Origin of the sequence: Corallococcus sp. AB032C (assembly GCF_003668935.1) — a bacterium.
GTDB lineage: Bacteria > Myxococcota > Myxococcia > Myxococcales > Myxococcaceae > Corallococcus > Corallococcus exiguus.
In genome coordinates this window covers 1-24,671 of record NZ_RAWP01000088.1, presented here as the reverse complement: position 1 = coordinate 24,671, position 24,671 = coordinate 1, and the positions used below count along the sequence as shown (strand labels likewise).

Genomic DNA, 24,671 nt, shown 5'->3' with positions numbered 1-24,671 from the left:
GGCTTCGATGCTTAGGGCGGAACCCGGCACTTTTTACAGCGCGGGGTTCCGACACTTCTTCCGGGTGCCCCGAAGGGAGGGTTGCCTGCCCTCCGACCCGGGCACAGGGCGGATCACATCCAGCAGGGATGTGGGCACGCCCCGGCCCCCACACCAGGGGACCGGGGCGGCGGGTGTCCGGAAGGTGGCGGCCCGCTCAGGGGGCCACGGGCGTGAGCTCGTAGCCCACGTTCACCTGAACCGCCGCGGGCAGGCAGGCGGGGGCGCCACCGGGGTGGGTGACCTTCCAGCAGAGCTGGTTGCCGGGCGTGCCGGAGACATCCACGGTGACGCTGTCCGCCCCGCGCATGAGCGGCAGCGGATGCCAGGTGGGCGTGGGGTTGGAGGCGCAGCCGCCGTCGCCGCACACCTGGCAGTCGGTGGCCAGCGCATAGGAGGGCGCGGGCTGGCTGGTGGCGCAGCCTGTCGGCACGGTGTCCGTCTTCGTGAAGCGCACGCGGGACACGGCGCAGCTTGCGTCCGGAGGGTTCAACACCTTCGAGCGCGCGGCGCTGGACGCCTGAGCCTGGAACAGGAAGACGGCGTCGTTGAAGTCGCGGTCGCCGCCGCCATTGAGGTCCTCGAAGCCCAGCATCCACCGGCCCGGCAGGGCTGAGGGCGTCGTCAGCAGCACGTGCGGCATGAGGAGGTTGCCCGACGCGGAGACGGTGGCGCCTTCCTTGGGAAGGACGAGGCGCCCGTAGGACGGCCCGGCGATGCGCTGCAGCACGTCCGAATCCATCCAGCCACACATCTTCTGGCCGTTCGTCACCACGGGGCAGGCCTTCGTGGAGGACTGGGCATGGTCCGGGTCGCACTGGTCGGAGAAGGCGCAGCCGATGTTCCGCTGCGTCGTCGGCATCCGGCCCACGGGGTCCTGGTCCAGGTTCCACTTCGCCTTGGAGAAGAACACGGACAGCGGCGTCTTCAGATGCAGCGTGCACTTGAGGTCGGCGTCCCTGCGCAGACAGGGGAAGACGGTGCCGTTGTCCAGGTTGTGGTCCGCGTCCAAGGCGGTGACGAGGAAGAAGACCATCTCCTTGCCTCCCTGGATGATGCCCAGGTCCACCGTGCGGTCGTAGGTCGTGATGCCGGGATCCGGGTTGACGGCGCGCACCTGGCCCCGCGTGTCGTACCGGGACACGTCGTAGTCAGGGATGCCGTCCTCGAACTCATCGGCGTCCGGCACCAGGCCCATCGCGCGATAGGTGGCCCGATCGCTGTCGTCCTCGGTGCTCAGGAAGACCATCGAGCCCAATCCCATGAAGTTGTTGGCGGCGTGGGCGGGCTCCATCAGGTTGGGGATGCGCGTGAAGAGCCCCTCGTCGGAGAAGCCGGTGCCCGCGTTCGCTGAAGGGATGGGGGGGACGGTTCCCACGACGTCGGCGATGATGTTGTAGTCGGCGGAGGTGCGGCCGGGGCGGGCATCCGTCATGTCCTGGTTGGTGAAGAAGGCCGAAGCGCAGGTCGAGCTGAGCGCCAGGTCCGGCTGGCGGTAGGTGAAGCCACGGGACGAGAAGGTCCGGGTACAGCGGGGGCTCACGCCGATGTACGGGCGGGCCTGGGCACCGGAGGGCGGGGCCAGGTTGTAGAGGTCCTCGTGCAGGTCCGCGATGCCGTTGCCGTTGGCGTCCACCAGCGTGTCGTCCGACGAATCCCCCGGCGTGCCCTGGACGTTCACGTAGCCGCGAGCGACGAGGTCGTCGTAGTACACGTAGCCGAACGCGTGCGTGGCCTCCGATTCCTTGGAGATGAAGGTGACGCTCAGCTGCTGGTCCTTCGCGAACACGATGCGCTCCGCGGACGTGGGGGCCGCAGGCGCGGTCAACCACAGCTCCTGCGGGAGCACGGCGGTTGCGTTCTCCAACAGCTCGAAGCCCGAGTCCACGAACGGCGGCTGACGGTTCACCGCCAGGTCCTGGGCGACGCTGAATCCGAACTGCGAGGAGATGGACTGGCCATAGAAGCTGGTGACCGTGACGGCCACCGGCGTGGCGTCCTCCGCCAGGCACTGCGGCGCGGTCCAGGTCTGGAGGCTCGAGGACCCGGTGTCCACCTGCGTCCCCAGGGTGCCCGCGCTGGCGTCCCAGGAGAACGTCAGCGGATTTCCCTGGGGATCCATGGCCAGGATGCCCACCTCCGCGGTGCCGCCGGGAGGCAGGACCGCCGAGGACTGCGAGAAGCCGGTGAGCCGCGGCAGCACATGAAAGGGCTTGGTTGTCCCAGAGGGCACCGCGTGGGCCGCGCGCGGTGAGGGAATGACAAGCAGGAGCCCCCCGGCCACGAAGGCCAGGAGGCGAAGGAGATGAGGCTGCAAGGACAGACTCCTCGGGGTGGAGACGGCCCCGAGGGTCTATCAGATGGAGGTGACGGGTATCTCCAGCGGTGGCCAATCCCTGGCTGTCAGGGATTGACGGGTCCGGACTCGTAGCCGATGTCCACGTTGTTGATGGTGGCCTGGCACGAACCGCTTCCGGGGTTCAGGTCGGCCTTCCAGCAGAGCTGATGGCCGGGAGTACCAGACACGTCGAGGAAGGCATCCCGGTTCCAGTCGAACGTCACCGGATGCCAGGTGGGCGTGGGATTGGGGAAGCACGTGCTGGCGCTGCACAGTCGGCAGTCGGTGGCCACCGCGTAGTTGATGGCGACCGGAGGGGTGCAGGTGGGGTCCTGGGCGTCGTCCTTGTGGATGTACACCTGCTGGATGGCGCAGCTGGAGGACTCGGGGCTCAGCACGGTGGAGCGCACGCGGCCGGCCGTGGGCGCCTGGTTGCGCAGCATGAAGACGACGTCGTTGAAGTCCCGGTCGCCTCCACCCGGGAGGTCCTCGAAGGCCAGGAGCCACCGGTCGGACGCGGGGCCCACGTTGCCCAGCACGGCGTGGGGCATGACGAGGTTGCCCGGCGCGGCGACGGTGGTGGCGGTCATGGGCAGGGTCGTGTTGCCGTAGGGCAACGTTCCCATGCGGATCCGGGCCCCGGAATCCAACCACCCGCACAACTTCTGGCTGGTGCCGGCCAGGGTGCAGGCGCGCGAAGACGAGTTCGGGTTGGTCCAGTTGCAGGCCTCGTCGTAATCACAACCCATGTTCCGGGACACGACGGGGTTCTGGCCCATGAAGTCCTGATCCAGGTTCCACTTCGCCTTGGAGAAGAACACGTTGATGGGCGTCCTCAGGTGCAGCGTGCACTTGAGGTCGGCATCCCTGCGCAGGCAGGGAAAGACCATGCCCGCGTCCGTGTTGTGGATCGGCTCGAAGGCGGAGACGAGGAAGAAGACCACCTCCTGTCCGCCCGGGATGACCCCCAGGTCCACCGTGCGGTCGTAGGTCGTGATGCCGGGATCCGGGTTGGAGGTCCTCGGGCGGCCATGGCCGTCATAGGCGGAGACGTCGTAGTCGGGGACGCCGTCGTTCACCTCCGTCGCGTCAGCGACGGCGCCCAGCCCCTGGTAGGTCTCCCTGTCGAAGTCGTCGTCGGCCAGGAGGAAGGCCAGGTGGCCGATGCCCATGTTGTTGTTGGACGCGTGGGCGGGCTCCAGCAGGTTGGGGATGCGCGTGAAGAGACCGTTGTCCGAAAAGCCGTTGCCGCCCGCTCCCAGTTGGGTGCTCCCGACGACGTCGACGATGAGGTTGTAGGCGGAGGAGGTGCGGCCGGGACGGGCATCCGTCATGTTCAAGTTGGGGAGGAAGGCCGAAGCGCAGTTCGCGTTGAGCGCCATGTCCGGCTGGCGGTAGAGAAAGCCACGGGACGAGAAGATCTGGAAACAGCGGGGGCTCACGCCGATGTACGGGCGGGCCTGGGCACCGGAGGGCGGGGCCAGGTTGTAGAGGTCCTCGTGCAGGTCCGCGATGCCGTTGCCATTGCCATCCACCAGGTCGCCCTGGGCGTTGACGTAGCCGCGCGCCTGCAGGTCGCTCACGTACAGGTAGCCCAGCGCGTGGCTCGCGCCGGCGCTTTCGTACACGAAGCTGATGGTGACGTGTTGGTCCGACGGGAACACGAAGGAGTCCACCGACGTGGGCGTCCAGAACGGGTTCACCGACCGCAGCGTCCGCTGAGGGGTGAGCGTCACCTGCTGGAGTTGGTCGAACCCCGCGGCGGTGAACGCGGGCTGCACGTCCGCGTACAGGTCCCCGGGGCCGCAGGTGTCGGCCGCATGGGCAGGACGTAGCGAGGGAATGACAAACAACGCGCTCCCGGCCACGAGGGCCAGGAGACGAGAGGGATTCGGGTGCAAGGACAGACTCCTCGGGATGGATACAGCCCCGAGGGGTCTACCAGAACCGCCTGACAGGATGATTGTACCCAGGTGCGTCAGGTCAACGCCTTGCGCAGCCTCTTGGGGATGGCCTCCGCGTGCCAGCGCTGCACCTCGCGGGCGATTTCGGCGGACCGCTCCGCGCGCTCGTCGCGGGCCTGGGGCAGCAGCTTTCGCGCGGCCTTGCGCTGGCCGGGCGGGGCTTCGGCTGCGGCGCGCTCGAAGAGCTCCAGGCGCACGTCGGCGTCGTGCAGCTCGCCCAGGCCGTCCTGGAGCGGCACCAGGACCTCCAGCAGCGCGCCCACGGTGCGGCGGAAGGCGGGCTGGAAGATCTCCAGCTCATAGCGCAGCTTCTTCAAGTCCTTGCGCAGGGCGTGCGCGGAGGCCGCGTCCGGCGCGTCCGCGTAGCGCTCCAGGCGCTTCTCCACGCGGCGCAGGCGCAGGCGCAGGTGGCTTCGCACGCGCTTGCCGGCGAAGCGGTGGGTGTCCTCCAGCGTGTCCACCTTCTTCAGGAGGCGCGGCACGGTGCTGTCCGTCCAGCGCTCCAACTCCGCGCGCAGCTTCTTCTCCCGGGTCTTCAGTCCGGACAGGTGGGATTCGCGCAGGCCGGCCAGCGCCTTGCCCGCGTCCTTCTTGCCCTTCGCGGCGGTGTCCAACCACTTGTCCTGGACGTGCAAATCTCTCACGTCGCCCAGCGCGTCCTGGAGGCGCTTCACGTCCGCCTCCAGCCGGGTGAGCTTGCCGGTGGCCTGGAACACCTGGAGCGCGGCGCGCAGGCGGCGGGTGGCCACGCGCATGTCGTGCACGCCGTCCTCGCCCAGCTCGTCGTCCAGCTGGGATTCGGGGTGGCGCACGTCGGCGAGCCGGCCGGCGAGGATGCGGCGGGCGGCGTCGCCCAGCGCGGTGTCGGGGCCCAGGCCCCGGATGGGAGTGGGAGGCGGCATGGCGGGTCAGTCCTCCTTGAGGGCGTATTGTTGAACCATGCGCTCCGCGGCGTCCGGGCCCTCCCAACCGAGGATGCGCGCGTCCTTGTCCGCGAAGTGCACCACCGCGAGGAAGAAGTGCTCCAGCTCCTCGCGCTCGCGCTTGGACAGGTCTTGATAGGAATTGAGGTCGTCCGAGCGGGTGGCGTTCACCGGGACGAGCAGCAGGCGGTCATTGCGTTCGCGCTCGCCGTTCGTCGCGCCCTTCGGCTTCTGGTCCACCAGGAGCACGCCCAGGGGCCGGCAGGGCAGCACCACGCCGGGCCAGGTGGGCACGTCCCAGTACACCAGCGCGTCCAGCGGGTCTCCGTCCGGGCCCTTCGTGCTGGGGATGAAGCCCCAGTCGAATGGGTAACGGAAGCCGCGCGTCAGCGGCCGGGACAGCGTGAAGGCCTGGAGCTTCGAGTCGTATTTCAGCTTCACCGTCGAACCGCGGGGCGACTCGACGACGACGTGCAACGCATCCTGAGCGCCGCGCAGGGGCAGGAGGGTGAAGTCGGTGGCCATGGACCTTCAGGCTGGGGTCGCCGTTCCGTCTCCGGCAAGTGCCCCCGTGCCAGGGGGTTTCACTCGCCAACCTTGGGGGGCGCCGAGCGCCTACCCGTCCCCGGAATACAGCTGCATTCCGAGCGTCAGCAACAGCCCGATGCCGGTGAGCGCGAGCCCGGCGATGGCCTTCTTCCGGTCGATGCGGGGCGAGTCGGGATGCCGGTTGCGCACCAGGCTCACGGTGTTGAGCACCAGCGATACGACCTGGACCACGTAGCATATGGGAATCACCGAGATGACGCCCACGAACAGGCCTGAGTTCGCCAGCGTGATGCCGGGGTCCTTCGCCTGCGCGCCGATGGTGCGGCCCCGCAGCTCCCAGCAGCCCAGGCACATCGGCGGCGACTCCCTGCGGACGCGGCGCTCACAGCGCGGGCACATGAACACGCCGCAACGGGTGCACACCTGGTTCGCGACGATGTCGTCGTGCCGCGCGCAGACGGCGCGATCCGGAGCGTCGTTCGCGTCCAGTCTCTCCCCGTCATCCAGTACCGGGGAAGGCAGCCCGGCCAGGAAGTGGCCTGTGATGGCATACGCCGCGGGACCGTTGGGGATGGCGAGCGAGATGTTGTCCGGGTCGATGCGCCGCACCTGGGGGCCCCGGGCGCGCAGGAAGAAGACCCATGCGAGCACGGGGAGGGCCACGCTCGACGCCAGCGCGACCAGGCCCTGCCATTCGGGCGCGTCGGATGCCAGCAGGGAGAACGCCAGGATGAGCAGCGCGATGCCGGCCACCACCGACACGACCATGATGATCTGCCCGCGCTTCCACCGGCTCCAGGCCTCTTCCGTGAAGGGAAGGGTGCCCGTCACCCGCTTCGTCATCACGGACGCGACGATGATGGCGATGAGCAGGTTGAGGAGGGCGAGGAAGCCAACCCAGCGCGGATACCAGGAGAACCCCACCGGCTTGAAGACCACGCCCTGCCGCTCACCCGTGACGATGCAGATGGGTGGCAGGTCGAACTCGTTCATCGCGCCGGAAGGGATGTCGATGTGATGCATCGCGGAGACTTGTAGTCCACCGCGTGCAACGCATTCCAGTCACCGCCCGGCGCTAATGCAGGGGCCGGCCCAGGGGCGGCTCCGGCTGACGGCGCGCCACCAGCTTCCGTGTGGCGCGCGCCGCGGCCAGTCCTCCCAACGTGTACCAGGCCACGGTGAGCAGCGACGTGGACGGGCGGGCCTGGGACGGCTTGCGGCCCAATCCCAGCTTCGGAGGCAGCACCACCGCACCCAGGCCGGCGAGCAGGCCCAGCGCGGCGCCGCGCAGGTACGGCCGCTTGGGACGTCCCAGGGCCACGAGCGAGAAGAAGAGGCCGTTGGACAGGATGTCGCCCGCCAATGTCTGGCGATGCAGCTGGCGTCCCTTCGCGGGCTCGCCGCCGAAGAAGCGGACGCCCTTCTCCAGGGAGCGCATGCCCAGCACGTCCATGCGTGGCGGGTGCTTCAACACGCGCCGGGCGCTCTCGTGCACCAGCGTGAGCGCGGCGGCGCCGACGAGGCCAGGACCCAGGGCTCGGAACACGATGCGGGGCGGAGCGGCAGGTTCGATCATGCCTTCCAAGCTAGGCACCGCGACCACGGGATTCCCGTCCGCGGGCGCCTGCCCGCCTGCCCGGCATCCCGTTGTGCCCGCGCGTCAGGAACTGCAGCTCACCACCAGGTGCCGGCCCCACGTCGGCGGCGAGGCCGCGTAGGCTTCCTGGCCGGGGTGTTCGTCGAAGGGCGCGGACACCAGCGCGAGCACGCGGTCCACCTCCGCGAAGTCGCCTTCCTGAGCCCGGGCGATGGCCTGCTGAGCCACCCAGTTGCGCAGCACATACTTCGGGTTGACGCGGTCCAGGCGCGCGTGGCGTTCACCGTCCACGCTCCCTTCTGACTCCAGCCGCACCCGGTAGCGCTCGGCCCACCCGTCGAAGCCCTCTGGCGGCAGGAAGTGGTCGCGGAGCGCGTCGTTGCGAGCACCGGGGCTGGAGTCGAACCGGTTCAGCGCGCGGAAGAAGCGCGCGTAGTCCACGTGTGAGCCGGCCATCAGCGTGAACAGGTCCTCCAGGAGCGAGCGGTCCTCGTCGCGGCCTTGCGTCAGGCCCAGCTTCTCGCGCATGCGCGTCAGGAAGTGCCGCGCGAACGTGGGCTGGAAGAGGGACAGCGTGGCGCGCGCCTCGTCCTCGGTGATGAGCGTGAGCAGCGCCTCGCCCAGACAGGCCAGGTTCCACAGCGCGACGCGGGGCTGCTGGTCGAACGCGTAGCGGCCCTGGTGGTCGGAGTGGTTGCAGACGAAGCCGGGGTCGAAGTCGTCCAGGAACCCATAGGGGCCGTAGTCCAGCGTGAGCCCCAGGATGGACATGTTGTCGGTGTTCATCACGCCGTGCGCGAAGCCCACCGCCTGCCAGCGCGCCACCAGCTGCGCGGTGCGCTCCACCACCTCCGCGAAGAAGCGCGCGTGGCGGCCCTCCTGACCCGCGAGGTGCGGGAAGTGCGCGGCGATGACGTGGTCCGCGAGCGTGGCCACGTGGCCGGGCTGCTCGGTGTGGTGGAAGAACTCGAAGGTGCCGAAGCGCACGTGCGACGGGGCCAGGCGCACCAGCATGGCGCCGGTCTCCACCTCCTCGCGGTACACCGGCGTGCGGCTGCCCAGGATGCACAGGGCCCGCGTGGTGGGGATGCCCAGTGCGTGCAGGGCCTCGCTGGCCAGATACTCGCGCACGGTGGAGCGCAGCACCGCGCGTCCGTCACCGCCGCGCGAGAAGGGCGTTGGCCCGCCGCCCTTCAGCTGCAGGTCCCATCTGTCGCCGTCCGGGCCGCGCACCTCGCCCAGGAGCAGCGCGCGGCCGTCTCCCAGGCGCGGCACGTACACGCCGAACTGGTGCCCCGCGTACACCATGGCCAGGGGCTCCATGCCGGGCAGCGGCGTGGCCCCGCCGAACACGCGCGCGAACTCCGGGCGCGCGGCCTCCTCCGCGTCCAATCCCAAGAGCCGCAGGGCCGCCGGGTTCACGCTCACCACGTGCGCGTCCGGGAAGGGCGCGGGGGCCACCCGGGCGGCGAACCCGGGGGGCAGGCGGGCGTAGCTGTTGTCGAAGACGAGCTGTTCGAGCGAGGCCATGGATGGAAACAACAGACGTCAGGGAATCTGCATGCCCCGCTGGACCGCGGGACGGCTGCCCACGCGGTGCAGGTACTGGAGGATGTTGGGCATGTTGTTGAAGAGCTCCGGGAAGAAGTCCCGCGAGCCCTTCAGCCACGGGTACGTGGCGATGTCCGCGATGGAGTACGTGGTGGCCAGGTAGTCCCGCGACGACAGCTGCTGCTCCACCACGCCCAGGACGCGCTTCGCCTCGGCCTCGAAGCGGTCGATGGCGTAGGGAATCTTCGCGGAGGCGTAGCGCCCGAAGTGGTTGAGCTGGCCGAGGGTGGGCCCCAGGCCGCTCATCTGGAACATCAGCCACTGCGTCACTTCCGCCTTGCCGCGCGGATCCGCTGGCATCAGCGCGCCCGTCTTCTCCGCCAGGTACAGCAGGATGGCGCCGGACTCGAAGAGGGCGAACGGCCGTCCACCCGGCGCGTCGTGGTCCACGATGGCCGGAATCTTGTTGTTGGGATTGATGGCCAGGAACTCGGGCTTGAACTGCTCGCCCTTGGAGATGTCCACCGCGTGCGTCTTGTAGGGGATGCCCAGCTCTTCCAGGGCGATGGAGATCTTGCGGCCGTTGGGGGTCTTGAACGTGTACAGGTCGATCATGCCTTCACTCCCGTGAGCTCTTCGCTCACCTGCCAGAGCCGCTCCGCGAGCGCTTCGTCCCGGGCGGCGGACGACGGCTTCGCCTTGCGGCATTTGATGAAGTACTCGCCGCTGACGCCCGCCACCTCCGGCGACGACGCCAGGTAGATGGACGTCCTCGCGCCCTTTTCGGGGGAGAGCATGAAGGGCGCGCCCAGCTTGATGAGGTGCTTGAAGAAGCCCTGGCTGTTGAGCCCGAAGCCCGTGGCCACCACGCCGGGGTGCAGCGCGTTCGCGGTGACCTGCGTGCCGGCCAGCCGCTTCGTCAGCCCGCGCGAGAAGAGGATGTTGCTGAGCTTGGCGTTGCCATAGACGCGGATGCCGTCGTAGCGGCGCTTCTCCGTCTGCGGGTCGTCCAGGAAGTCCGAGTGCGCCAGCCGGTGGCCTTCCGAGGACACGTTGATGATGCGCGCGGGGCCGCTCGCCACCAGCAGGTCGCGCAGCAGGTGGGTGAGGAGGAAGTGGGACAGGTGGTTCGTGGCGAACGTGGCCTCGTAGCCGTCCACCGTCACCTGGCGCCGGTCGATGATGAGGCCCGCGTTGTTGATGAGCACGTCCAGCCGAGGGTGGCGGTCGCGGAACGCCTTCGCCAGGTCGCGCACGGACTGGAGGGAGGACAGGTCCGCGAGCAGCGTCTCCACCTGCGCTCCGGGGGCAGCCTCGCGCACCGCGGCGACCGTTGCCGCCGTGCGGGCCTCATCCCTGCCGGAGAGCACCAGCGTGGCCCCCCGCCGCGCCAGCGCCTTGGCCGTCTCCTGGCCAATGCCACCGGTAGCCCCGGTGATGAGGCACACCTTGCCGTCGAGACGGTCTTCGGGAAGCCCTGCCGCCATGGGACGCGTCCTCCTGGAATCCGGGGACGCGTTCTATACGCTCCCCGCCTTCCCCGCGCAGGAGAACCTGCCAGGGAGGCGGATGCGAGTGGCGTCAGGCGTCAGGTGGAGGCCTGGCTGATGTCCTCGGCCTGACGGCCCCGGCGGTTGCCGCCCTTGGGAGGCAGGGTGGCGCCCGCGCGCGCGTCGCCGTTGAGGTGGCTCTCCAGGAACCAGAGGTCCTCCTCGGTCTCGCCCAGGGTCTGGGTGAGGATGTCCGCGGTGACGGGGTCGTTCGCCTCGTCGGACTTGTTGATGCCGTCGCGGAGGCTGGCGGCGTAGCGGCCCACGCGCTCGACCAGCGCGCGGATGTGGGCCTCGCCGTCCACGGCCTGGAGGTCGTACTCGGGCAGCTGGCTGTTGTTGGTGGCCAGGCGGATGGTGCCCTGGGCGTAGCCGCCCAGCGCGCCCGCGCGCTCGGCGTAGGAGTCCGCGTGCTTGCGTGCGTGCTTGGCCACTTCGTCGAAGAGCAGGTGGCGGCTGTAGAAGTGCGTGCCGCGGATGTTCCAGTGGGCCTGCTTCACCTGCCAGTGCAGGTCGATGGCGTTGGCGAGCAGCGTGTTGAGCATGTCGATGAGCTCCTCGCGCGCGTCCTGGGGAAGGTTCACGTGGCTGGTCGTGTACATGGTCCTGGTCCCTCGCTGGTGGGGTGCGCGCGGCAGGCCGTCGGCATGACGTCTCGGCGCTTCCCACAGGGTGGGGATGGGCCGTGCCCTTGGCCACGGCGCGGCATATTTCGCCTGGCCGCCCGGCTGGCTCGAAGGGCGGGCGGCCGGGCGTCATGGATGATCAGCCCGCGTCGGGGGCGGTCAGCCGGGCGGCGACCTCCGTGGCGGCGCGCTCGCCGGACTCCACCGCGCCGTCCAGGTAGCCACAGCCTTCGATGGCCGTCTCGGTGCCCGCCCAGTGCACGCGGCCGAACGGCGCCCGCAGCGCGTCGCCAATGGCGGTGAGGGTGCCGGGGCGGGGCAGGCCCGTGTAGCAGCCGGCGCTGAACGCCTCCTGCTTCCAGTCCAGCGCGGCGATGGCCACGGGCGACAGGGCCTGGGGGCCGAAGAAGCGCGCGAAGTCCGCGAGCGCCGCGCGGTGGATGTCCTCCGCGGGGCGCCCGGTCCACGCGCGGGCGGTGTCGCCCAGGAAGAAGCCCACGAGCGCGGGGTGGTGGCCGTGCGGACCGCAGTCGTCGAAGCACAGGCGCACCGGGCCCGCGTCGCTGACGGCCTCGCCGGACAGGCCCGCTTCGCGCCAGAAGGGCGTGGCGTAGGTGGCCACGACCTTGATGACGCTGCCCATGGGGATGTCCGCGTGCGCGCGGCGGCGGCCCGGCGGCAGGTCCGCGCCAAAGTCGATGCGCTCCGCGAGCGCGGGCGGAGTGGCCACCACCGCGTAGCGAGCGCGGAAGGTCCGGCCATCCTCCGTGGTGGCGGTGACGCCGCGAGCGTCCTGGAGCAGGGCCTTCACGGGCGCGGAGAGGACGACGCGGCCCTCGGGCAGTCCTTCCGCCAGCCGCCGTGAGAGGGATTGCGCCCCGTCCACGAAGCGCTCCGCCTGGGCACCGCCCTCGATTTCGGTGAGCGGCATGAGGCCGCCATTGGAGTGCACGTAGGAGAGGAAGTGCAGGAAGGACAACTCGGAAGGCTCCGCCGCGAACACCGCGCGGGTGGCGATGTCCAGCGCGGCGCGGGCCCCCCAGGTGGGCACGTGGCGCTGCTTCCAGTCCTCCACGGTGAGGGCGTCCCACTCGGCGGCCTTCGGCGCGGCGGCGGGCTGTTCGCGGGGGACTCGCTTCGCCAGTCCATCCAGCTTCCAGACGATGCGCTGCAAATCCAACAGCGACAGGAGGGGCAGGGACGGGACCTTGCCCTGGTACGTGCGGCGCTCGCCGCGCAGCTCCAGCACCTTGGTGCCCTGGTGGTGCTGGGGGAAGCGCTGGAGGCCCAGGCCGTCCGCGAGCTTGAGCACGTGGCGCTGCTTGGGGCCCACCCACTGGCCGCCCAGGTCCACGAGCCCTCCACCCAGCTCGCGGGTGAGGGTGCGTCCGCCCACGCGGTCTCGTGCCTCCAGCACGGCGACGGTGGCGCCGGTGCGAGCGATGTCCCGGGCCGCGGTGAGTCCCGCGACGCCCGCGCCGATGACGACCACGTCCGCGCTATCACCCATAGGTCCGCGGACTCTATGCCGGAAGCGCCGGGTGGCTAGGATGCGCGCGGGACGTCAGCAGGGAAGGGTGGAGGACCGGATGTTCGCGTTGGAGATGGTGGAGAAGGTGCGGCAGGTGTCGCCGGGCGCGGCGAACGCGCTGACGACGTTGGCGGTGAAGAACATCGTCCCGTTGGCTGCGGCCATGGGCTACCGCGTGGACGAGGTGACGGACGCGCGCGTGAAGGCGACGGTGCCGCTGAACCGCAAGACGAAGAACCACGTGGGCAGCGTGTACCTGGGCGCCCAGGTGACGGTGATGGAGCTGACGATGGGCGTGATGCTCTTCCGCCGCTTCCCGCCTGGCCAATACAAGATGCTGGTCAACCGCATGGAGGTCGCCTTCCACGCGAAGGCGAAGACGGCGGTGAGCGCGGTGTGCGAGCCGGGGGAGGAGCTTCTTCAGAAGCTCGCGTCGGAGCTGCGCGCGACGGGCGACAAGTCGGAGGCGTGGATCCCGGTGCGCCTGCTGGGCACCGACGGCCAGTGCGTCGCCGAATCGCGCTTCCTGGCCGTGTTCAAGCGCGGGTAGGGCCTACTCCAGCGGCGCGGGGAACGCGGGCAGCGCGGCGAAGTCCTCGGGCACGTGCTCGCGGATGACCCGGGCGTTGGAGTCCTTCGCCAGCGCCTCCACGCGCTTCATGGACTCCAGCGTCTGTTCGCGGCTGGCGTTGTAGACCGGCACCAGCTGCCGTTCGCGGGACTCGCGCAGCGGCCACAGGTCGCCGGTCAGCAGGACGGCGCCGGACTTCGCCGTCTTCACCAGCAGCACGGTATGGCCGGGCGTGTGCCCGGGCGCCTGGTGGATGGAGACGGTGCCGTCGCCGAACACGTCGTAGGGGGCGTCACCCTCGATGCGCACGGTCTTCGCCTGCTCCAGGGCGCTGTAGTGGGGGACCTCCCCGCGCCGGTGGGCCTGTTCGGAGAAGGCGCTGTCGCGCTCTTCCGCATCCACGATCCACGTCGAGCCCGCGAACAGGTTGGCGTTGCCTGCGTGGTCGAAGTGCAGGTGGGAAAACGACACGAACTCGATGTCGGCGGGGGAGAGCCCCAGCTCGCCGAGCGAGGCGGTGAGCTTCTTCTTCACCTCGAAGTGCACGGGCTGGCCCTGCGGGCGCAGGCCGTCCGGCATGTCCGCGATGCTCTCGGAGAGGCCGCTGTCCCAGAGCAGGTCTCCCTTCGGATGGCGGATGAGGTAGCACGGAACGACGGTCTCGGCGGGCACGCCCTTCATCGAACCGTCGTCCGCCATGAAGCCGGAGTCGCCGAGCTCCACGCGGCCGCAATTGATGGCGTAGAGCTTCACGCCGGGCGCGGCGGGGGGCGTGCGTGAAGCGGTGTTCGTGCTGGCGCAGGCGGTGAGCGTGAGACAGGCGGACCACAAGCGAAGGGTCTTCATGGCGCGGCTCCAGGGCGGTGAAGCGAGGCGAGGAAGCTAGCGCGGCGCTTCCTCTTCCATGAGGAAGTCGCCAATGGTCTTCCACATCGCCTCGAACTGGGGGCGGCGGAAGCCGGAGCCGGAGATGAGCCAGTCCACGTGCGGAGGCTGGTGCGCCGGCTGGTCGAAGTGGCCAATGGCATCCAGGTGGTCCGCGCGCACCGCCGCCAGCACGCGGCCGTACACCTGCGAGCGCGTGGGCACGATGCCGTCACACGCGGTGGGGCCGGGCATGGCGCCGTAGGCCTGCACCAGCGCCGCCGTCTGCGCGGGCGTGTGCAGGGGCAGCTGCGTGAGCGGCATCTTCTGCGTCTTGCCGTACACGAACGCGTAGATGGTGTGCGTGAGCTGCGCGTACGGGTCCAGGCCCGCGGCCAGCCGCGTGCGCAGGGACGGCGGCCGGGCCTGCGTCACCACGGAGCCGTAGCGCACGCCGGGCCGGTCATGCGTGCCGCCGTTGAAAAGGTCGATGCCCTCCGGCGTGAGCTGGGGGATGAGCGACGTGTCTCGGCCCACGTCCCACAGGAACTTCGTCACCGCGTCGCGCCGCTCGCTGGAGAAGTCGCCCAGGAGCTGGTCGAAGAGCTGATCCAGCAGCGTGGCCTTCCACCCCAGCTGATCATCCGCCCGCGCCATCAGGTGCCCGAAGCGGAACACCACGCTCAGGGGCAGCCGGCCAAAGCGCAGCACGTACATGGTGAACAGCGACAGGAGCTTCAGCAGCTGCTGGCCGAAGAGGCCCAGGAAGAACGTGGCCAGCGGCGTGCCCGCATGGGGCGCGGACAGCGTCACCACGGAGCGCACGCGGCGCGCGAAGGGCTCCAGCTCCAGCGCGTCCGACACCTGCGCGCCAGGGGAGACGAACAGCCGGGCGTCCAGTCCGCCGGTGGAGTGGCCCACCAGGTGGATGGGGCCGTCATCCCCGGAGGCCGTCTCGCTCACGGCCTTGAGCAGGTCCGCGGTGCGCTGGCGGATGGAGGCAGTGGGGTGCGAGACGATCGTCACCACCTCCGCGTCGATTCCCCTGCGGGCGAGGTCCTGCTTCAGGAACTCGTACGCGTGGCCGAAGTAGAGGAGCTCGCCCAGGTTGGTGAAGCCGAAGAAACCAGGGACGAGGTAGACGTGGTGCTTCACGGACATGGGTCGCCCAGCATACCCCACGCTCCCCGGATGGGCTTGGAATACCCGGCGTCCCACGGGGTTGACGCGCGCCCGGACGCATTGACAAAACGGTCGCCCGTTTCCCCTACCCACGAAGGAAGACTCCCCGTGTACCGCAGACTGCTCGCGCTTGGCCTGCTGTCGTCCCTCCCCGCCGCGGCGGAAGAGGGCATGTGGACCTACGACGCCTTTCCCGCCGCCCAGGTGAAGAAGGCCTACGGCTTCGAGCCGACCCAGGCGTGGCTGGACAAGGTGCGCCTGGGCTCCGTGCGGCTCGCGGGTGGCTGCTCCGCCAGCTTCGTGTCGCCGGACGGCCTGGTGATGACGAACCACCACTGCGTGCGCAGCTGTATCGAAGAGCTGACGACCGCGAAGGACGACCTGCTGGCGAAGGGCTTCCAGGCGAAGACGGCGAAGGAGGAGCGGCGCTGTCCCAAGGTCGAAGCCAACCAGCTGGTGGAGATGACGGACGTCACCGAGCGGATGAACGCGGCGACGAAGAGCCTGACCGGCGCCGCCTTCAACACCGCGCTCAAGAAGGAGATGGCCGCGGTGGAGGCCGCGTGCACCACCGGCGCGGACGTGCGGTGCGACGTGGTCACGCTCTACAACGGCGGTAGGTACCAGCTCTACAAGTACCGCCGCTTCCAGGACGTGCGGCTCGTCTTCGCGCCGGAGTTCTCCATGGCGGCGTTCGGCGGGGACGCGGACAACTTCAACTTCCCGCGCTACGGCTACGACGTGTCCTTCGTGCGCGTGTGGCAGGACGACGCGCCGGCGAAGAGCCCGGACTTCCTGCCGTGGGCCAAGGAGGGCGCGAAGGAGGGGGACCTCGTCTTCGTCTCCGGCCACCCGGGCGGCACGGAGCGCAAGAGCACGGTGGCGGAGCTGGAGTTCCAGCGCGACGTGGCGCTGCCCCAGACGCTGCTCCAGCTGTCGGAGATGCGGGGGGCGCTGCGCGAGTTCACCAGCGCGTCGCCGGAGCGCTTCCGCGTGGCGCGCTCCAGCCTGCGCGGCGTGGAGAACGGACTGAAGGCGCTGAAGGGTCGGCAGGAGACGCTGGCGGACCCGGCGGTCCTCGCGCGCAAGCGTCAGGAGGAGGCGGAGCTGCGCAAGCGCATCGACGCGAACCCCCAGGCCAAGGCGCTGACGCAGGGCATGTGGGAGGAGACGGCGCAGGCGCTGGACGCGTGGCGCCGGATGACGAACGACCACCGCATGAAGGGCGCGGGGGATGCGTTCCGCTCCGACCTGTTCTCCTACGCCCAGGCGCTGGTGCGCGCGGCGGATGAGCTGCCCAAGGCCAACGCGGAGCGCCTGCGCGAGTACACCGACGGCCAGCTGCCGGCGCTGAAGCAGCGGCTGCTGCGGGAGGCGCCCATCCCGGCGGAGCTGGAGACGCTGACGCTGACGTTCGGCTTCAACAAGCTGCGCGAGACGCTGGGCGCGGATGATCCGTTCGTGCGCCTGGTGCTGGAGAAGGAGGCCCCGGCGGACCTGGCGAAGGCGCTGGTGAAGGGCTCCAAGCTGGGCGACGTGAAGGTGCGCAAGGCGCTGCTGGAGGGCGGCAAGGCGGCGGTGGACGCGTCGAAGGATCCGATGATCGTCCTGGCGCGCAAGGTGGACGCGGAGACGCGCGCGTCGCGCAAGCGCTACGAGGACACGGTGGAGGCGGTGCTCAAGCGCAACGGTGAGCGGCTGGCGAAGGCGTACCTGCTGGTGAACGGCACGGCGGGCGCTCCGGACGCGACGTTCACGCTGCGGCTCAACTACGGGCAGGTGAAGGGCTGGGAGGACAACGGCAAGGCCGTGCCCGCGCTGACCACGTTCGGTGGGGCTTACGGGCGCGACACGGGCAAGGAGCCCTTCAAGCTGCCGGCGCCGTGGGTGAAGGCGAAGGGGAAGGTGCCGGACGCGACGCCGCTGGACATGGCGACGACGAACGACATCATCGGCGGCAACTCCGGCTCTCCGGTGGTGAACCGGGACGGGCAGGTGGTGGGGCTCATCTTCGACGGCAACCTCCCGTCGCTGGGCGGCCGCTACCTCTACGTGCCGGAGACGAACCGCGCGGTGGCGGTGCACGGCGACGGCATCATGGCCGCGCTGGAGCACGTGTACGGCGCCACCCGCGTCGTCAATGAGCTGAAGGGCGCGCAGGCGGCGTCCGCGGCTCCGGCTCGCTGAGGGCGTCGACGCGGTCCCGACCTGTCCGGCGGCCGGACAGGTTCGGGAGGGCTCATCGTCCCGGGGGCTTCCAGAGCCGGGCCTTCTCGGGGCGCTCCAGCAGGCCCTCCGCCTCCAGCGTGGCGCGCACCGACGGGATGTAACCCCGGTGCGCCTTGAAGCGCTGGAGGAACAGCCGCACCCAGTGTGCCGGCGGTTCCTGCTGTCCCCAGGTGCGGACGGCGTTGCCCCAGGGATGACGCGTCAGGGTGTCCAGGAAGGGAAGCACGTCATGCAGGCCCAGGAGCGGCCGGTGCGGCGGAAGTCCCTTCCTGGGCCAGGACCCCTGGTTGCGCGGCGCGGATGCACAGGCGTGGCGTTCTCGCAGGAAGCGGTTGAAGGTGCGTTGGCCGTCGGGCTCCTGGATGAGCGCACGCAGAAGCCGCGCCTGCTCACCTCGATCCCACAGTGCCCCCTTGCGCTGCGCCTGCTTGCGCAGCCAGTAGCGATTGCGCCACGCCTTCTCGATGGGATCCTCGAACGCGGTCGTGTGCTTCACGTGGCCCAGCGCGTGCTCGCCGATGACGCCCCTGGGCAGCAGGCTGCGCACGTGGCTCAAGCGGTCCTCCCGGCGCAGCTCGCGCGTGCGCGCGGTGGCCCAGCGGATGAACGGCATCACCTTGTCGCCGTCGCGCCGCCACCGCACCTCCATGCGGATCTCCTTGCGCTCCCACGGCGCGAGGAGCGGCACGTCCTGCTCCAGGTCTCCACTTCGGACCCAGGCCGCCAGCTCCAGGCGGACCTCCTGGCGGGCCTCACGGTGGATGCGCTCCCGCGCCTCGCGCGATTGCTTCCGGTGCTTCGACGGCAGCAGCGAGCGCGCCATCTGCCGGACCTTCTCGTCTGAGTGGATCATCGCCCGCGGGCCCCCATGGCCGTGCGCGGACGTGGCTCGCCCCCGTCACCTGACTCGCACTGGACGTCTCCCACCGCGACGCGTCGGGTGCACGACAGCCCCGGTCCAGAACCTCACGGGTGCTTGGTGCGTCGCGTCAGGAAGTCGCTACCTTGGGGATGCGGACCTGGATCCGCCTCTGTCTTCGCACGGTTGCGTTCCCCGGAACGCCTTCCGTCCGGGCGCCTTCCCGGGGTGGTTGGGAGTCGGCGCCCGACGTGCGGTAGCATCTCGGTCGTCTCACGCCGGGGGGAGGGAGGATGCACGATGGTGGTGGAGGCCCCGGAGCCCCGGACGATGTCGGCCATCATGTTCACGGACATGGAGGCCCCTGCAGGTCAACGCTGGCGGGATGAGTCGCTACAACAAGCGCTGCATGAAGAGCAGGGCCAACTGGTGCGCGGGCTGCTCGCGCGGCACGGTGGCCGCGAGGTGAAGCGGATGGAGGAGGGCGGCTTCCTCCTGGAGTTCGAGTCGGGTCCGCCCGCGGTGGCCTTCGCGCTGGAGTGGCGCGACGCCGTGGATGCTCGCAACCGCGCCGTCCCCACCGAGCGTCGGATGTCCGTCCGCGCGGGCGCGCACCTGGGCATGGTGGTGCACCGCGACGGCGACATCTTCGGCGAGGGCGTCAACCTGGCGGCCCGCATCGAGTCCCTGGCGCGTCCGGGCACTGTCTACGTCAGCGAGACGGTGGCCGCGCAGCTGGAGGGACGGCTGAAGGCGCCTCCCGTGAAGCTGGGCCGCAACGAATTGAAGAACATCCGGCTGCCGGTGGCGGTGTTCCGCATCGACTCGCCGGCGGAGGGCCGCGGCGAGCGGGCGCTCATGTCGCGCGTGCGTTCACTGCTGGGCCGTAAGCGCGCGCGCGCGGACGGTTGACGCTGACTGCCGGACGCGCGGCGGTATGGTGCCGCGCCATGTCCGAGCTCACCCTGGTTGTTGGTTCCAAGAACTACTCCTCGTGGTCGCTGCGCCCCTACCTGGCCCTGGCCCACACCGGCCAGCCGTTCCGGGAGGTGCTGGTGCCGCTGGACACGCCGGAGACGGCGGCACTCATCGCGCTGCATTCGCCCAGCGGCCGGGTGCCGGTGCTCAAGCACGGCGACACGGTGGTGTGGGATTCGCTGTCCATCTGCGAGTACCTGGCGGAGGCCTTCCCGGAAGCGAAGCTGTGGCCCGCGGACAGCGCGATGCGCGCGATGGCGCGCTCGGTGACGTCGGAGATGCACTCGGGCTTCACGGCGCTGCGCACGAACCTGCCCATGGACCTCCTGGCGCGCAAGACGGTGCCGGGGGTGGACGCGCCGGGCGTGCACGCGGACATCGCGCGCATCCAGGCGCTGTGGGTGGGCTGCCGCGAGCGCTACGGAAAGGGCGGGCCCTTCCTCTTCGGCGCCTTCTCCATCGCGGACGCGTTCTTCGCGCCCGTCATCACCCGCTTCGTCACCTACGGCATCCCGTTCCGCCCGGAGATCGCCGCGTACCGCGATGCGGTGCTGGGCCTGCCCGCGATGCTCAAGTGGACGGAGGCCGCCCACGGTGAGCCGCCGCTCGCGCGCTACCGGTAGGCGCGCTACGGGGCGCGGAGTTCCTGCAGGCGCTTGTGCATCGTCCGCCGCAGGAAGTCCGTGCGGCGCGCGTCGAAGCCAATCTCCTCCAGGCGCTCCAGCCAGGGCTCCGCGCCGGTGCACAGCTTGTCGAGCATGGCGCTGACGGCCTTCGCGTTCACGCCGTAACGCTCACCAAATGAGATGAAGTGCGCGCGCCGGAAGTTGTCGTCGCGCCCTTCGAACTTCAGGGCCATGCGGTGATCGCCGTAGGGCAGGGTGGTGAGCAGGTCATAGGCGGGTGACAAACGGAAACCGCCTCCGGGCCCCTCCGCCAGGATGCTCACGTTCTTGGCGTGCAGGTCCCCGTTCCCGATGAGGTAGCTGAACGCGAGAAGGTGGAGGAAGCGCGCGAGCTCGGGAACGGGCGCGGCGCAGTTCTCTCGCAGGCCCTCGGCGATGGCCGCGCAGGTGAGCCGGTACTTGTCGCTGGTGTAGCGATCCAGGAACTGACAGGCATCCTCCTGGTGGATGCGGCGCAGGTGCTTCTCCGCCTTCATCCAGCTGCGATCAAAGCGCTCGACGAGCAGCCCGTCGTTCCCATCACGGTCATGGATGAGCCGCGTGGTGGCGACGCGCAAGCCGCACTGCTTCGCCATGTTCATGAAGAAGTGCTCGTTGCGCACGAGCTCGGGCTTGTCCCGTGGGTTGAGCTTCAGGATGTAGTCACGCTGCCCCGACGAAGACACCGGGAAGGAGATGGTGGAGGCGGAGAGCTTCTCCTGGACGCCTGGAATCGTCGGCTCGGTGTTCTCCGTCCCCAGGCGCGGGAGGCTCTGGGCGAAGAGGTCCGTGAAGAGAACGGACTCGGGCTTCCACTTCGCTCCGCGAGGGACGGGTCGCGGGAATGTCTGTCCCTGGGGAACGACGGAGAGGTCCCCCACGGTATCGGCCCCCGCCGCCACCAGCAGGCTGAGCAGGTCGTCTTCCGACGTCTTGACGTTTTGGAGGAGGACCCGCAGCCGGAGTCCTTCAGGAAGGAGTCCCGCGAAGTAGGTGTGGAGGTTGGTGCCCAGGGTCTCGGTGCGGCGTCTCGAATAGGGCAGGTGGACCGCGATGCCACCAGGCCTTGCCGCGTGTTGCTCGAAGAAGTCCGCCGCGTACTCGAAGATGGAGCCGTGAGCGGTTCGGGTGATGGAGCCGACGTGGGTGGACTCGCGCCACACCTCCGCGACCTCGATGTCGGTCGGGCGGATCATGACGCCGGCTCGCTCACCCGAAGGCGGTGCTGGCCCGGCTCGAGCGTCAACTGGAGTCCCAGGACATGGAGGACGTCCAGGAGCTTGTCCAGGCGCAGCGTGGCCTTCTTGCCGTTCTCCACGTCGTAGATGAAGACAGGTCCGCAACCCGCCAGGACGCTGACCTCTTGCTGGGTCAATCCAAGCTTCGTGCGTTGTGCCCTGACTGCCTCCGCGAGGGGACGGAGCCAGGAGGTTTCCGGTCGAGCCATGTGCCGTGGACTCCCAAAATCCATCCGTTCGAATGGATTTCATCCCGGAATGTATCGGCATGACAGGCTGTCACGTCAATATCCATGCGAGCGGATGGACTCTGAATCCATCCGCTTCGGGGCTCACAGCCCCAGCGACTTCAGCTGCGCGTCGAACGCAGGGGCATCCGTGAAGACGTACCCGCGCAGTCCCAGCGCGCGGGCCGCGTCCACGAACTCCGGCAGGTCGTCGAAGAAGGCGGCCTCTTGCGGCGCGCAGCCCGCCTGCTGGAGCGCGAGCTGGTAGATGGCCGGCTCCGGCTTCACGTGCCCCACCTCGCAGCTCATCACCAGCGCGTCGAAGCGCTGGAGCACGGGCAAGAGCGGCTTCAGGTAGGCCACGTGCAGCGCGTTGGTGTTGGAAACGAGCACCAACTTCACCCGCCCGGCCAGCCCCTCCACGCGCGGCAGCACCGCGTCGTGCACCTTGAAGTGGCTGCTCCACATGGGCGCGAACTCCTCCATGGGCAGGTCCACGCCCAGCGCGCCGCAGACGTCCTTGCGGATGCCCTCCGCGTCCAGCAGGCCCCGGTTCGCCGCCGTCCAGCCCGCGCCGGTGAGCCGCCTCGCGGCCTCCTGCGGCTCCAACCCCGCCCGCGCCGCGAGCCTCGCGAAGAGCAGCGAGTTGTCGTGGAACACCAGCACGTTGCCCAGGTCCAGCAACACGGCCTTCACGGCGGACACGGTGACTCCTGTTTCAGATGCGGTAGGCGCGCGCGACGCCTTCCATCTGGCTGGCGACTTCCTGCAGCCGCTTCGCCGCGCCGGTGGTGGACTTCAGGCTGGTCTGCGTCTCCGTCATCATGGAGGACAAATCCGTCACGGCGCTGAAGATCTGCGCGATGCCCGCGTTCTGCTGGTTCACCGCTCCGGCGATCTGCCGCGCCGCCGCGGCGTTGTCCTGGACGATGGTGGCCAGCTCCTTCAGGTGCTCGCCGCTGGTGCGCACCTGCTCCAGCCCTTCCGCGACGCTGGAGTGGCTCTGCTCCGTCATCTTCGCCGTGGAGATGATGGCGTGGCCCAGGTCCCCCAGGATGTCGCGCACCTTCTCCGTGGCCTGGATGGACTGGTCCGCCAGGTTGCGGATTTCGCGCGCCACCACGCTGAAGCCCTTGCCGTGCTCGCCGGAGCGCACCGCCTCGATGGCCGCGTTGAGCGCGAGCATGTTGGACTGGTCCGCCAGGTCCTTCACCGTCTGGGTGATGCCGCCAATCTGCTGCGTGCGCTCGTTGAGCTGCACGATGCGCATGGCCATCTCACCGGACTGCTCGTGCAGCCCCTGGAAGCCGCCCAGGCTGTCGCGGATGGCGACCTCGCCCGCGCGGCCCACCTCCTCCGCGCGCGACGCCACGCCCAGCACCGTCTCCGCCTTCTCCGCGGCCAGCAGCGACGTCTGCTTGATCTCCTGCGCCGTCACCTGCGTCTCCTGGAGCGCGGCGGCCTGGCGGGCCACGTTGCGCTCCTGGACCTCGGAGGCGAGGTTCAGCTCCGCCACGGTCTCGCTGAGGACGTGCGTGCCCTCCTGGAGGCTGGTGGCCGTCTCGCGCAGGTTCTTCATCATCTGCGCGAAGGCCTGCGTCAGCTCGCCCACCTCGTCCCGCCCCGCCTTCACCTCCATCTCCTGCGTGAGGTCGCCCTCCTTCACCACGCGGCGGACCACCTCACCGAGCGCGCGCAGCGGCCGGGTGATGCCTCGGGCCAGCACCCACGAGCCCAGGCCCACCGACGCCACGAAGAGGGCGGCCAGCCCCAGCACCAGCCGGCGCATCTCGTTGAGGGGCGCGTAGGCCTCCGCGGGGTCCACCTGGGCGATGAACCTCCACCCGTCCCCCACGTCGCGCACCTCCGAGCCGTTCACCGCGACCACTCCCACGCGGCCCGAGTCGTCGTGCTCGCCCTGGCGCGTGTCGAACAGCGTCCGGCCGTCCGCGCCCTGGATCTCCAGCGAGAAGGTGGCGTGGCCGCGGAGCTGGGCGCGGGCGAGCGCGGGCTTCACCAGCTCTCCCACCTGGCCCCAGTCGAACGCGGCGAGCAGCACGCCCAGCCGCTGGCCTCGCTCGTCCATCACCGGCACCGCCAGCGGCAGCACGTGCACGCTGTAGATGGGGTCTTCGGCTTCCACGCCCTCGGCGGTGGTGGTGCCAGCCTGCGCCTTCTGGAACCACGGCGCCTTGCGCACCGCGTCCGCGCTCCCGGCGTAGGCCTCGCGCAGCGCTGTCGTGCTGGCGGAGACCGCCGCGCCGTCGTCGCTGAAGAGCACGATGCCGTTGAGGGTGAGGTAGCGCCGCTGCAATAGCGACAGCATCGCGTCGCTCGCGGTGGGGTCCTTCGTGCGCAGCGCCTGGCGCAGGACCGGATCCTCCGCCCAGCTGTGAGCGCTCGCCTCGCGCTCCGCCAGGGTGGACTCCAGCAGGTCCTTGAACCCCTCCGCCTCCATGCGCAGGGAGGTGTTGATCTGCGCCTCCGTCTGCTGGCGCATCAGCTTGTCTTGCATGCCGGTCAGTGCCAGGAGCGGCACGCACGACACCAGGGTCATGTACAGCAGCAGCCGCCCACGCAGCGTCAGGGACGGCAGGATGAAAGAAGGCATGGCACGCCGGCGCTAAAGAAGAGGACCCGGATTCCTATACCAGAACCCGGGCCCCGAACCCCCTGTCCGGCTGGCCGCCTACAGCACCGGCACCCGGTCAGGCAGCTCCCTCGCGGGCAGGCTGGAGTAGTCCGCGTCCAGGTCCAGCCGCACCCGCTGCCTCACGCGCGTGCTGAGCAGCCCCCGGAGCATGCCCAGGAAGGCCGGAGGCGCCGCGATGACCAGCTGGTCGAACGCGTGCGAGTCCACCCCCTTGTCCAGGCGCCCGGACAGCTCCCGGGCGAAGCGCTCGTGCTCCAGCTCCCTGCGGCCGTTCGGGTCGTTCTCCGGCACCGGGCCGTGCAGCGTGCCGGCGTTGGGGTTGTCCGCCTGGTTGAACAGCTCGACGGGCTTGGTGCGGCTCTCGTCATGCTGGAACTGCTCGATGAGGTCCCACTTCTCCGCCTTCGCATCCGTGGCGAAGAGCCGGGCGCGACTCGCGTTGGCCACCAGGATCCAGAGCCTCTTGTCCGCCATCTTCACGCCTCCTTGTCTCTTGAGGGATGCGGACCCCCCCGCCCACCGGCAAGCTTCCCCCAC

The 24,671-nt window shown here is 69.7% G+C and carries 23 protein-coding genes; 4 read left to right on the top strand and 19 right to left on the bottom strand.

Going from position 1 to position 24,671, the window contains the following annotated elements; translation table 11 throughout:
* Positions 1–196: 196 nt before the first annotated feature.
* The 11 genes from D7X99_RS30710 to D7X99_RS30660 form a co-directional block, all read right to left on the bottom strand.
* Positions 197–2,356 carry a DUF4114 domain-containing protein gene (locus D7X99_RS30710; RefSeq protein ID WP_147476301.1) on the bottom strand — a complete coding sequence of 720 codons (2,160 nt, stop codon included), beginning with the start codon at positions 2,354–2,356 and terminating at the stop codon, positions 197–199.
* 86 nt (positions 2,357–2,442) lie between these two features.
* Positions 2,443–4,278, bottom strand: a complete 1,836-nt coding sequence (locus D7X99_RS30705; RefSeq protein ID WP_121780879.1) for a DUF4114 domain-containing protein — start codon at positions 4,276–4,278, stop codon at positions 2,443–2,445.
* A gap of 77 nt (positions 4,279–4,355) precedes the next feature.
* The gene (locus tag D7X99_RS30700) at positions 4,356–5,243 is read right to left on the bottom strand and encodes a CHAD domain-containing protein (RefSeq protein WP_121780878.1); all 888 of its coding nucleotides are present in this window, start codon (positions 5,241–5,243) and stop codon (positions 4,356–4,358) included.
* Between the two features lie 6 nt (positions 5,244–5,249).
* Positions 5,250–5,789, bottom strand: coding sequence for an inorganic diphosphatase (locus D7X99_RS30695; RefSeq protein ID WP_121780877.1), 540 nt, complete (start codon positions 5,787–5,789; stop codon positions 5,250–5,252).
* Between the two features lie 90 nt (positions 5,790–5,879).
* Positions 5,880–6,836 carry a hypothetical protein gene (locus D7X99_RS30690; protein ID WP_121780876.1) on the bottom strand — a complete coding sequence of 319 codons (957 nt, stop codon included), beginning with the start codon at positions 6,834–6,836 and terminating at the stop codon, positions 5,880–5,882.
* A 52-nt stretch (positions 6,837–6,888) separates the two neighbouring features.
* Positions 6,889–7,389, bottom strand: a complete 501-nt coding sequence (locus D7X99_RS30685; protein ID WP_121780875.1) for a hypothetical protein — start codon at positions 7,387–7,389, stop codon at positions 6,889–6,891.
* A gap of 84 nt (positions 7,390–7,473) precedes the next feature.
* The gene (locus D7X99_RS30680; protein WP_121780874.1) at positions 7,474–8,940 is read right to left on the bottom strand and encodes a YdiU family protein; all 1,467 of its coding nucleotides are present in this window, start codon (positions 8,938–8,940) and stop codon (positions 7,474–7,476) included.
* 18 nt (positions 8,941–8,958) lie between these two features.
* Entirely contained in the window at positions 8,959–9,576 is a 618-nt protein-coding gene (locus D7X99_RS30675; RefSeq protein WP_121758292.1) for a glutathione S-transferase family protein, read from the bottom strand.
* Positions 9,573–10,448 (bottom strand): SDR family oxidoreductase, encoded by an 876-nt coding sequence (locus D7X99_RS30670; RefSeq protein ID WP_121780873.1) that lies wholly within the window; start codon positions 10,446–10,448, stop codon positions 9,573–9,575. The genes D7X99_RS30675 and D7X99_RS30670 overlap by 4 nt, the downstream gene beginning before the upstream one ends.
* Before the next feature lie 101 nt (positions 10,449–10,549).
* Positions 10,550–11,113, bottom strand: a complete 564-nt coding sequence (dps, locus tag D7X99_RS30665) for a DNA starvation/stationary phase protection protein Dps (RefSeq protein WP_120578157.1) — start codon at positions 11,111–11,113, stop codon at positions 10,550–10,552.
* A gap of 163 nt (positions 11,114–11,276) precedes the next feature.
* Positions 11,277–12,647 carry an FAD-dependent oxidoreductase gene (locus D7X99_RS30660; RefSeq protein WP_121780872.1) on the bottom strand — a complete coding sequence of 457 codons (1,371 nt, stop codon included), beginning with the start codon at positions 12,645–12,647 and terminating at the stop codon, positions 11,277–11,279.
* 40 nt (positions 12,648–12,687) lie between these two features.
* Between D7X99_RS30660 and D7X99_RS30655 the strand changes: the two genes are divergently transcribed.
* Positions 12,688–13,218: a DUF4442 domain-containing protein gene (locus D7X99_RS30655; RefSeq protein WP_233613854.1), complete on the top strand. Its 531-nt coding sequence runs from the start codon at positions 12,688–12,690 to the stop codon at positions 13,216–13,218.
* Between the two features lie 3 nt (positions 13,219–13,221).
* Here D7X99_RS30655 and D7X99_RS30650 read toward each other — a convergent pair whose 3' ends face one another.
* Positions 13,222–14,085, bottom strand: a complete 864-nt coding sequence (locus D7X99_RS30650; protein ID WP_121780870.1) for an N-acyl homoserine lactonase family protein — start codon at positions 14,083–14,085, stop codon at positions 13,222–13,224.
* 36 nt (positions 14,086–14,121) lie between these two features.
* A complete protein-coding gene (locus tag D7X99_RS30645) occupies positions 14,122–15,264 on the bottom strand; it encodes a triacylglycerol lipase (protein ID WP_120578153.1) in 1,143 nt (380 codons plus the stop codon).
* 129 nt (positions 15,265–15,393) lie between these two features.
* Here D7X99_RS30645 and D7X99_RS30640 point away from each other — a divergent pair, with 129 nt between their 5' ends.
* A complete protein-coding gene (locus D7X99_RS30640) occupies positions 15,394–17,472 on the top strand; it encodes a S46 family peptidase (RefSeq protein ID WP_121780869.1) in 2,079 nt (692 codons plus the stop codon).
* A gap of 52 nt (positions 17,473–17,524) precedes the next feature.
* Here D7X99_RS30640 and D7X99_RS30635 read toward each other — a convergent pair whose 3' ends face one another.
* A complete protein-coding gene (locus D7X99_RS30635) occupies positions 17,525–18,367 on the bottom strand; it encodes a hypothetical protein (protein WP_121780868.1) in 843 nt (280 codons plus the stop codon).
* Positions 18,368–18,673: 306 nt separating this feature from the next.
* Here D7X99_RS30635 and D7X99_RS30630 point away from each other — a divergent pair, with 306 nt between their 5' ends.
* Both D7X99_RS30630 and D7X99_RS30625 read left to right on the top strand, forming a co-directional pair.
* Complete coding sequence (locus tag D7X99_RS30630) at positions 18,674–19,285, top strand: adenylate/guanylate cyclase domain-containing protein (protein ID WP_121780867.1); 612 nt, start codon at positions 18,674–18,676, stop codon at positions 19,283–19,285.
* A 38-nt stretch (positions 19,286–19,323) separates the two neighbouring features.
* Complete coding sequence (locus tag D7X99_RS30625; protein WP_121780866.1) at positions 19,324–19,974, top strand: glutathione S-transferase family protein; 651 nt, start codon at positions 19,324–19,326, stop codon at positions 19,972–19,974.
* A 5-nt stretch (positions 19,975–19,979) separates the two neighbouring features.
* Here D7X99_RS30625 and D7X99_RS30620 read toward each other — a convergent pair whose 3' ends face one another.
* From D7X99_RS30620 to D7X99_RS30600, 5 genes are all read right to left on the bottom strand, one after another.
* The gene (locus D7X99_RS30620; RefSeq protein WP_121780865.1) at positions 19,980–21,212 is read right to left on the bottom strand and encodes a type II toxin-antitoxin system HipA family toxin; all 1,233 of its coding nucleotides are present in this window, start codon (positions 21,210–21,212) and stop codon (positions 19,980–19,982) included.
* Positions 21,209–21,463 carry a helix-turn-helix domain-containing protein gene (locus tag D7X99_RS30615; RefSeq protein WP_121780891.1) on the bottom strand — a complete coding sequence of 85 codons (255 nt, stop codon included), beginning with the start codon at positions 21,461–21,463 and terminating at the stop codon, positions 21,209–21,211. The genes D7X99_RS30620 and D7X99_RS30615 overlap by 4 nt, the downstream gene beginning before the upstream one ends.
* A 123-nt stretch (positions 21,464–21,586) precedes the next feature.
* Positions 21,587–22,186: an HAD family phosphatase gene (locus tag D7X99_RS30610; protein WP_121780864.1), complete on the bottom strand. Its 600-nt coding sequence runs from the start codon at positions 22,184–22,186 to the stop codon at positions 21,587–21,589.
* 13 nt (positions 22,187–22,199) lie between these two features.
* Positions 22,200–24,092: a methyl-accepting chemotaxis protein gene (locus D7X99_RS30605; RefSeq protein ID WP_121780863.1), complete on the bottom strand. Its 1,893-nt coding sequence runs from the start codon at positions 24,090–24,092 to the stop codon at positions 22,200–22,202.
* Between the two features lie 78 nt (positions 24,093–24,170).
* Positions 24,171–24,608, bottom strand: coding sequence for a host attachment protein (locus tag D7X99_RS30600; protein ID WP_121780862.1), 438 nt, complete (start codon positions 24,606–24,608; stop codon positions 24,171–24,173).
* Between the last annotated feature and the right edge of the window lie 63 nt (positions 24,609–24,671).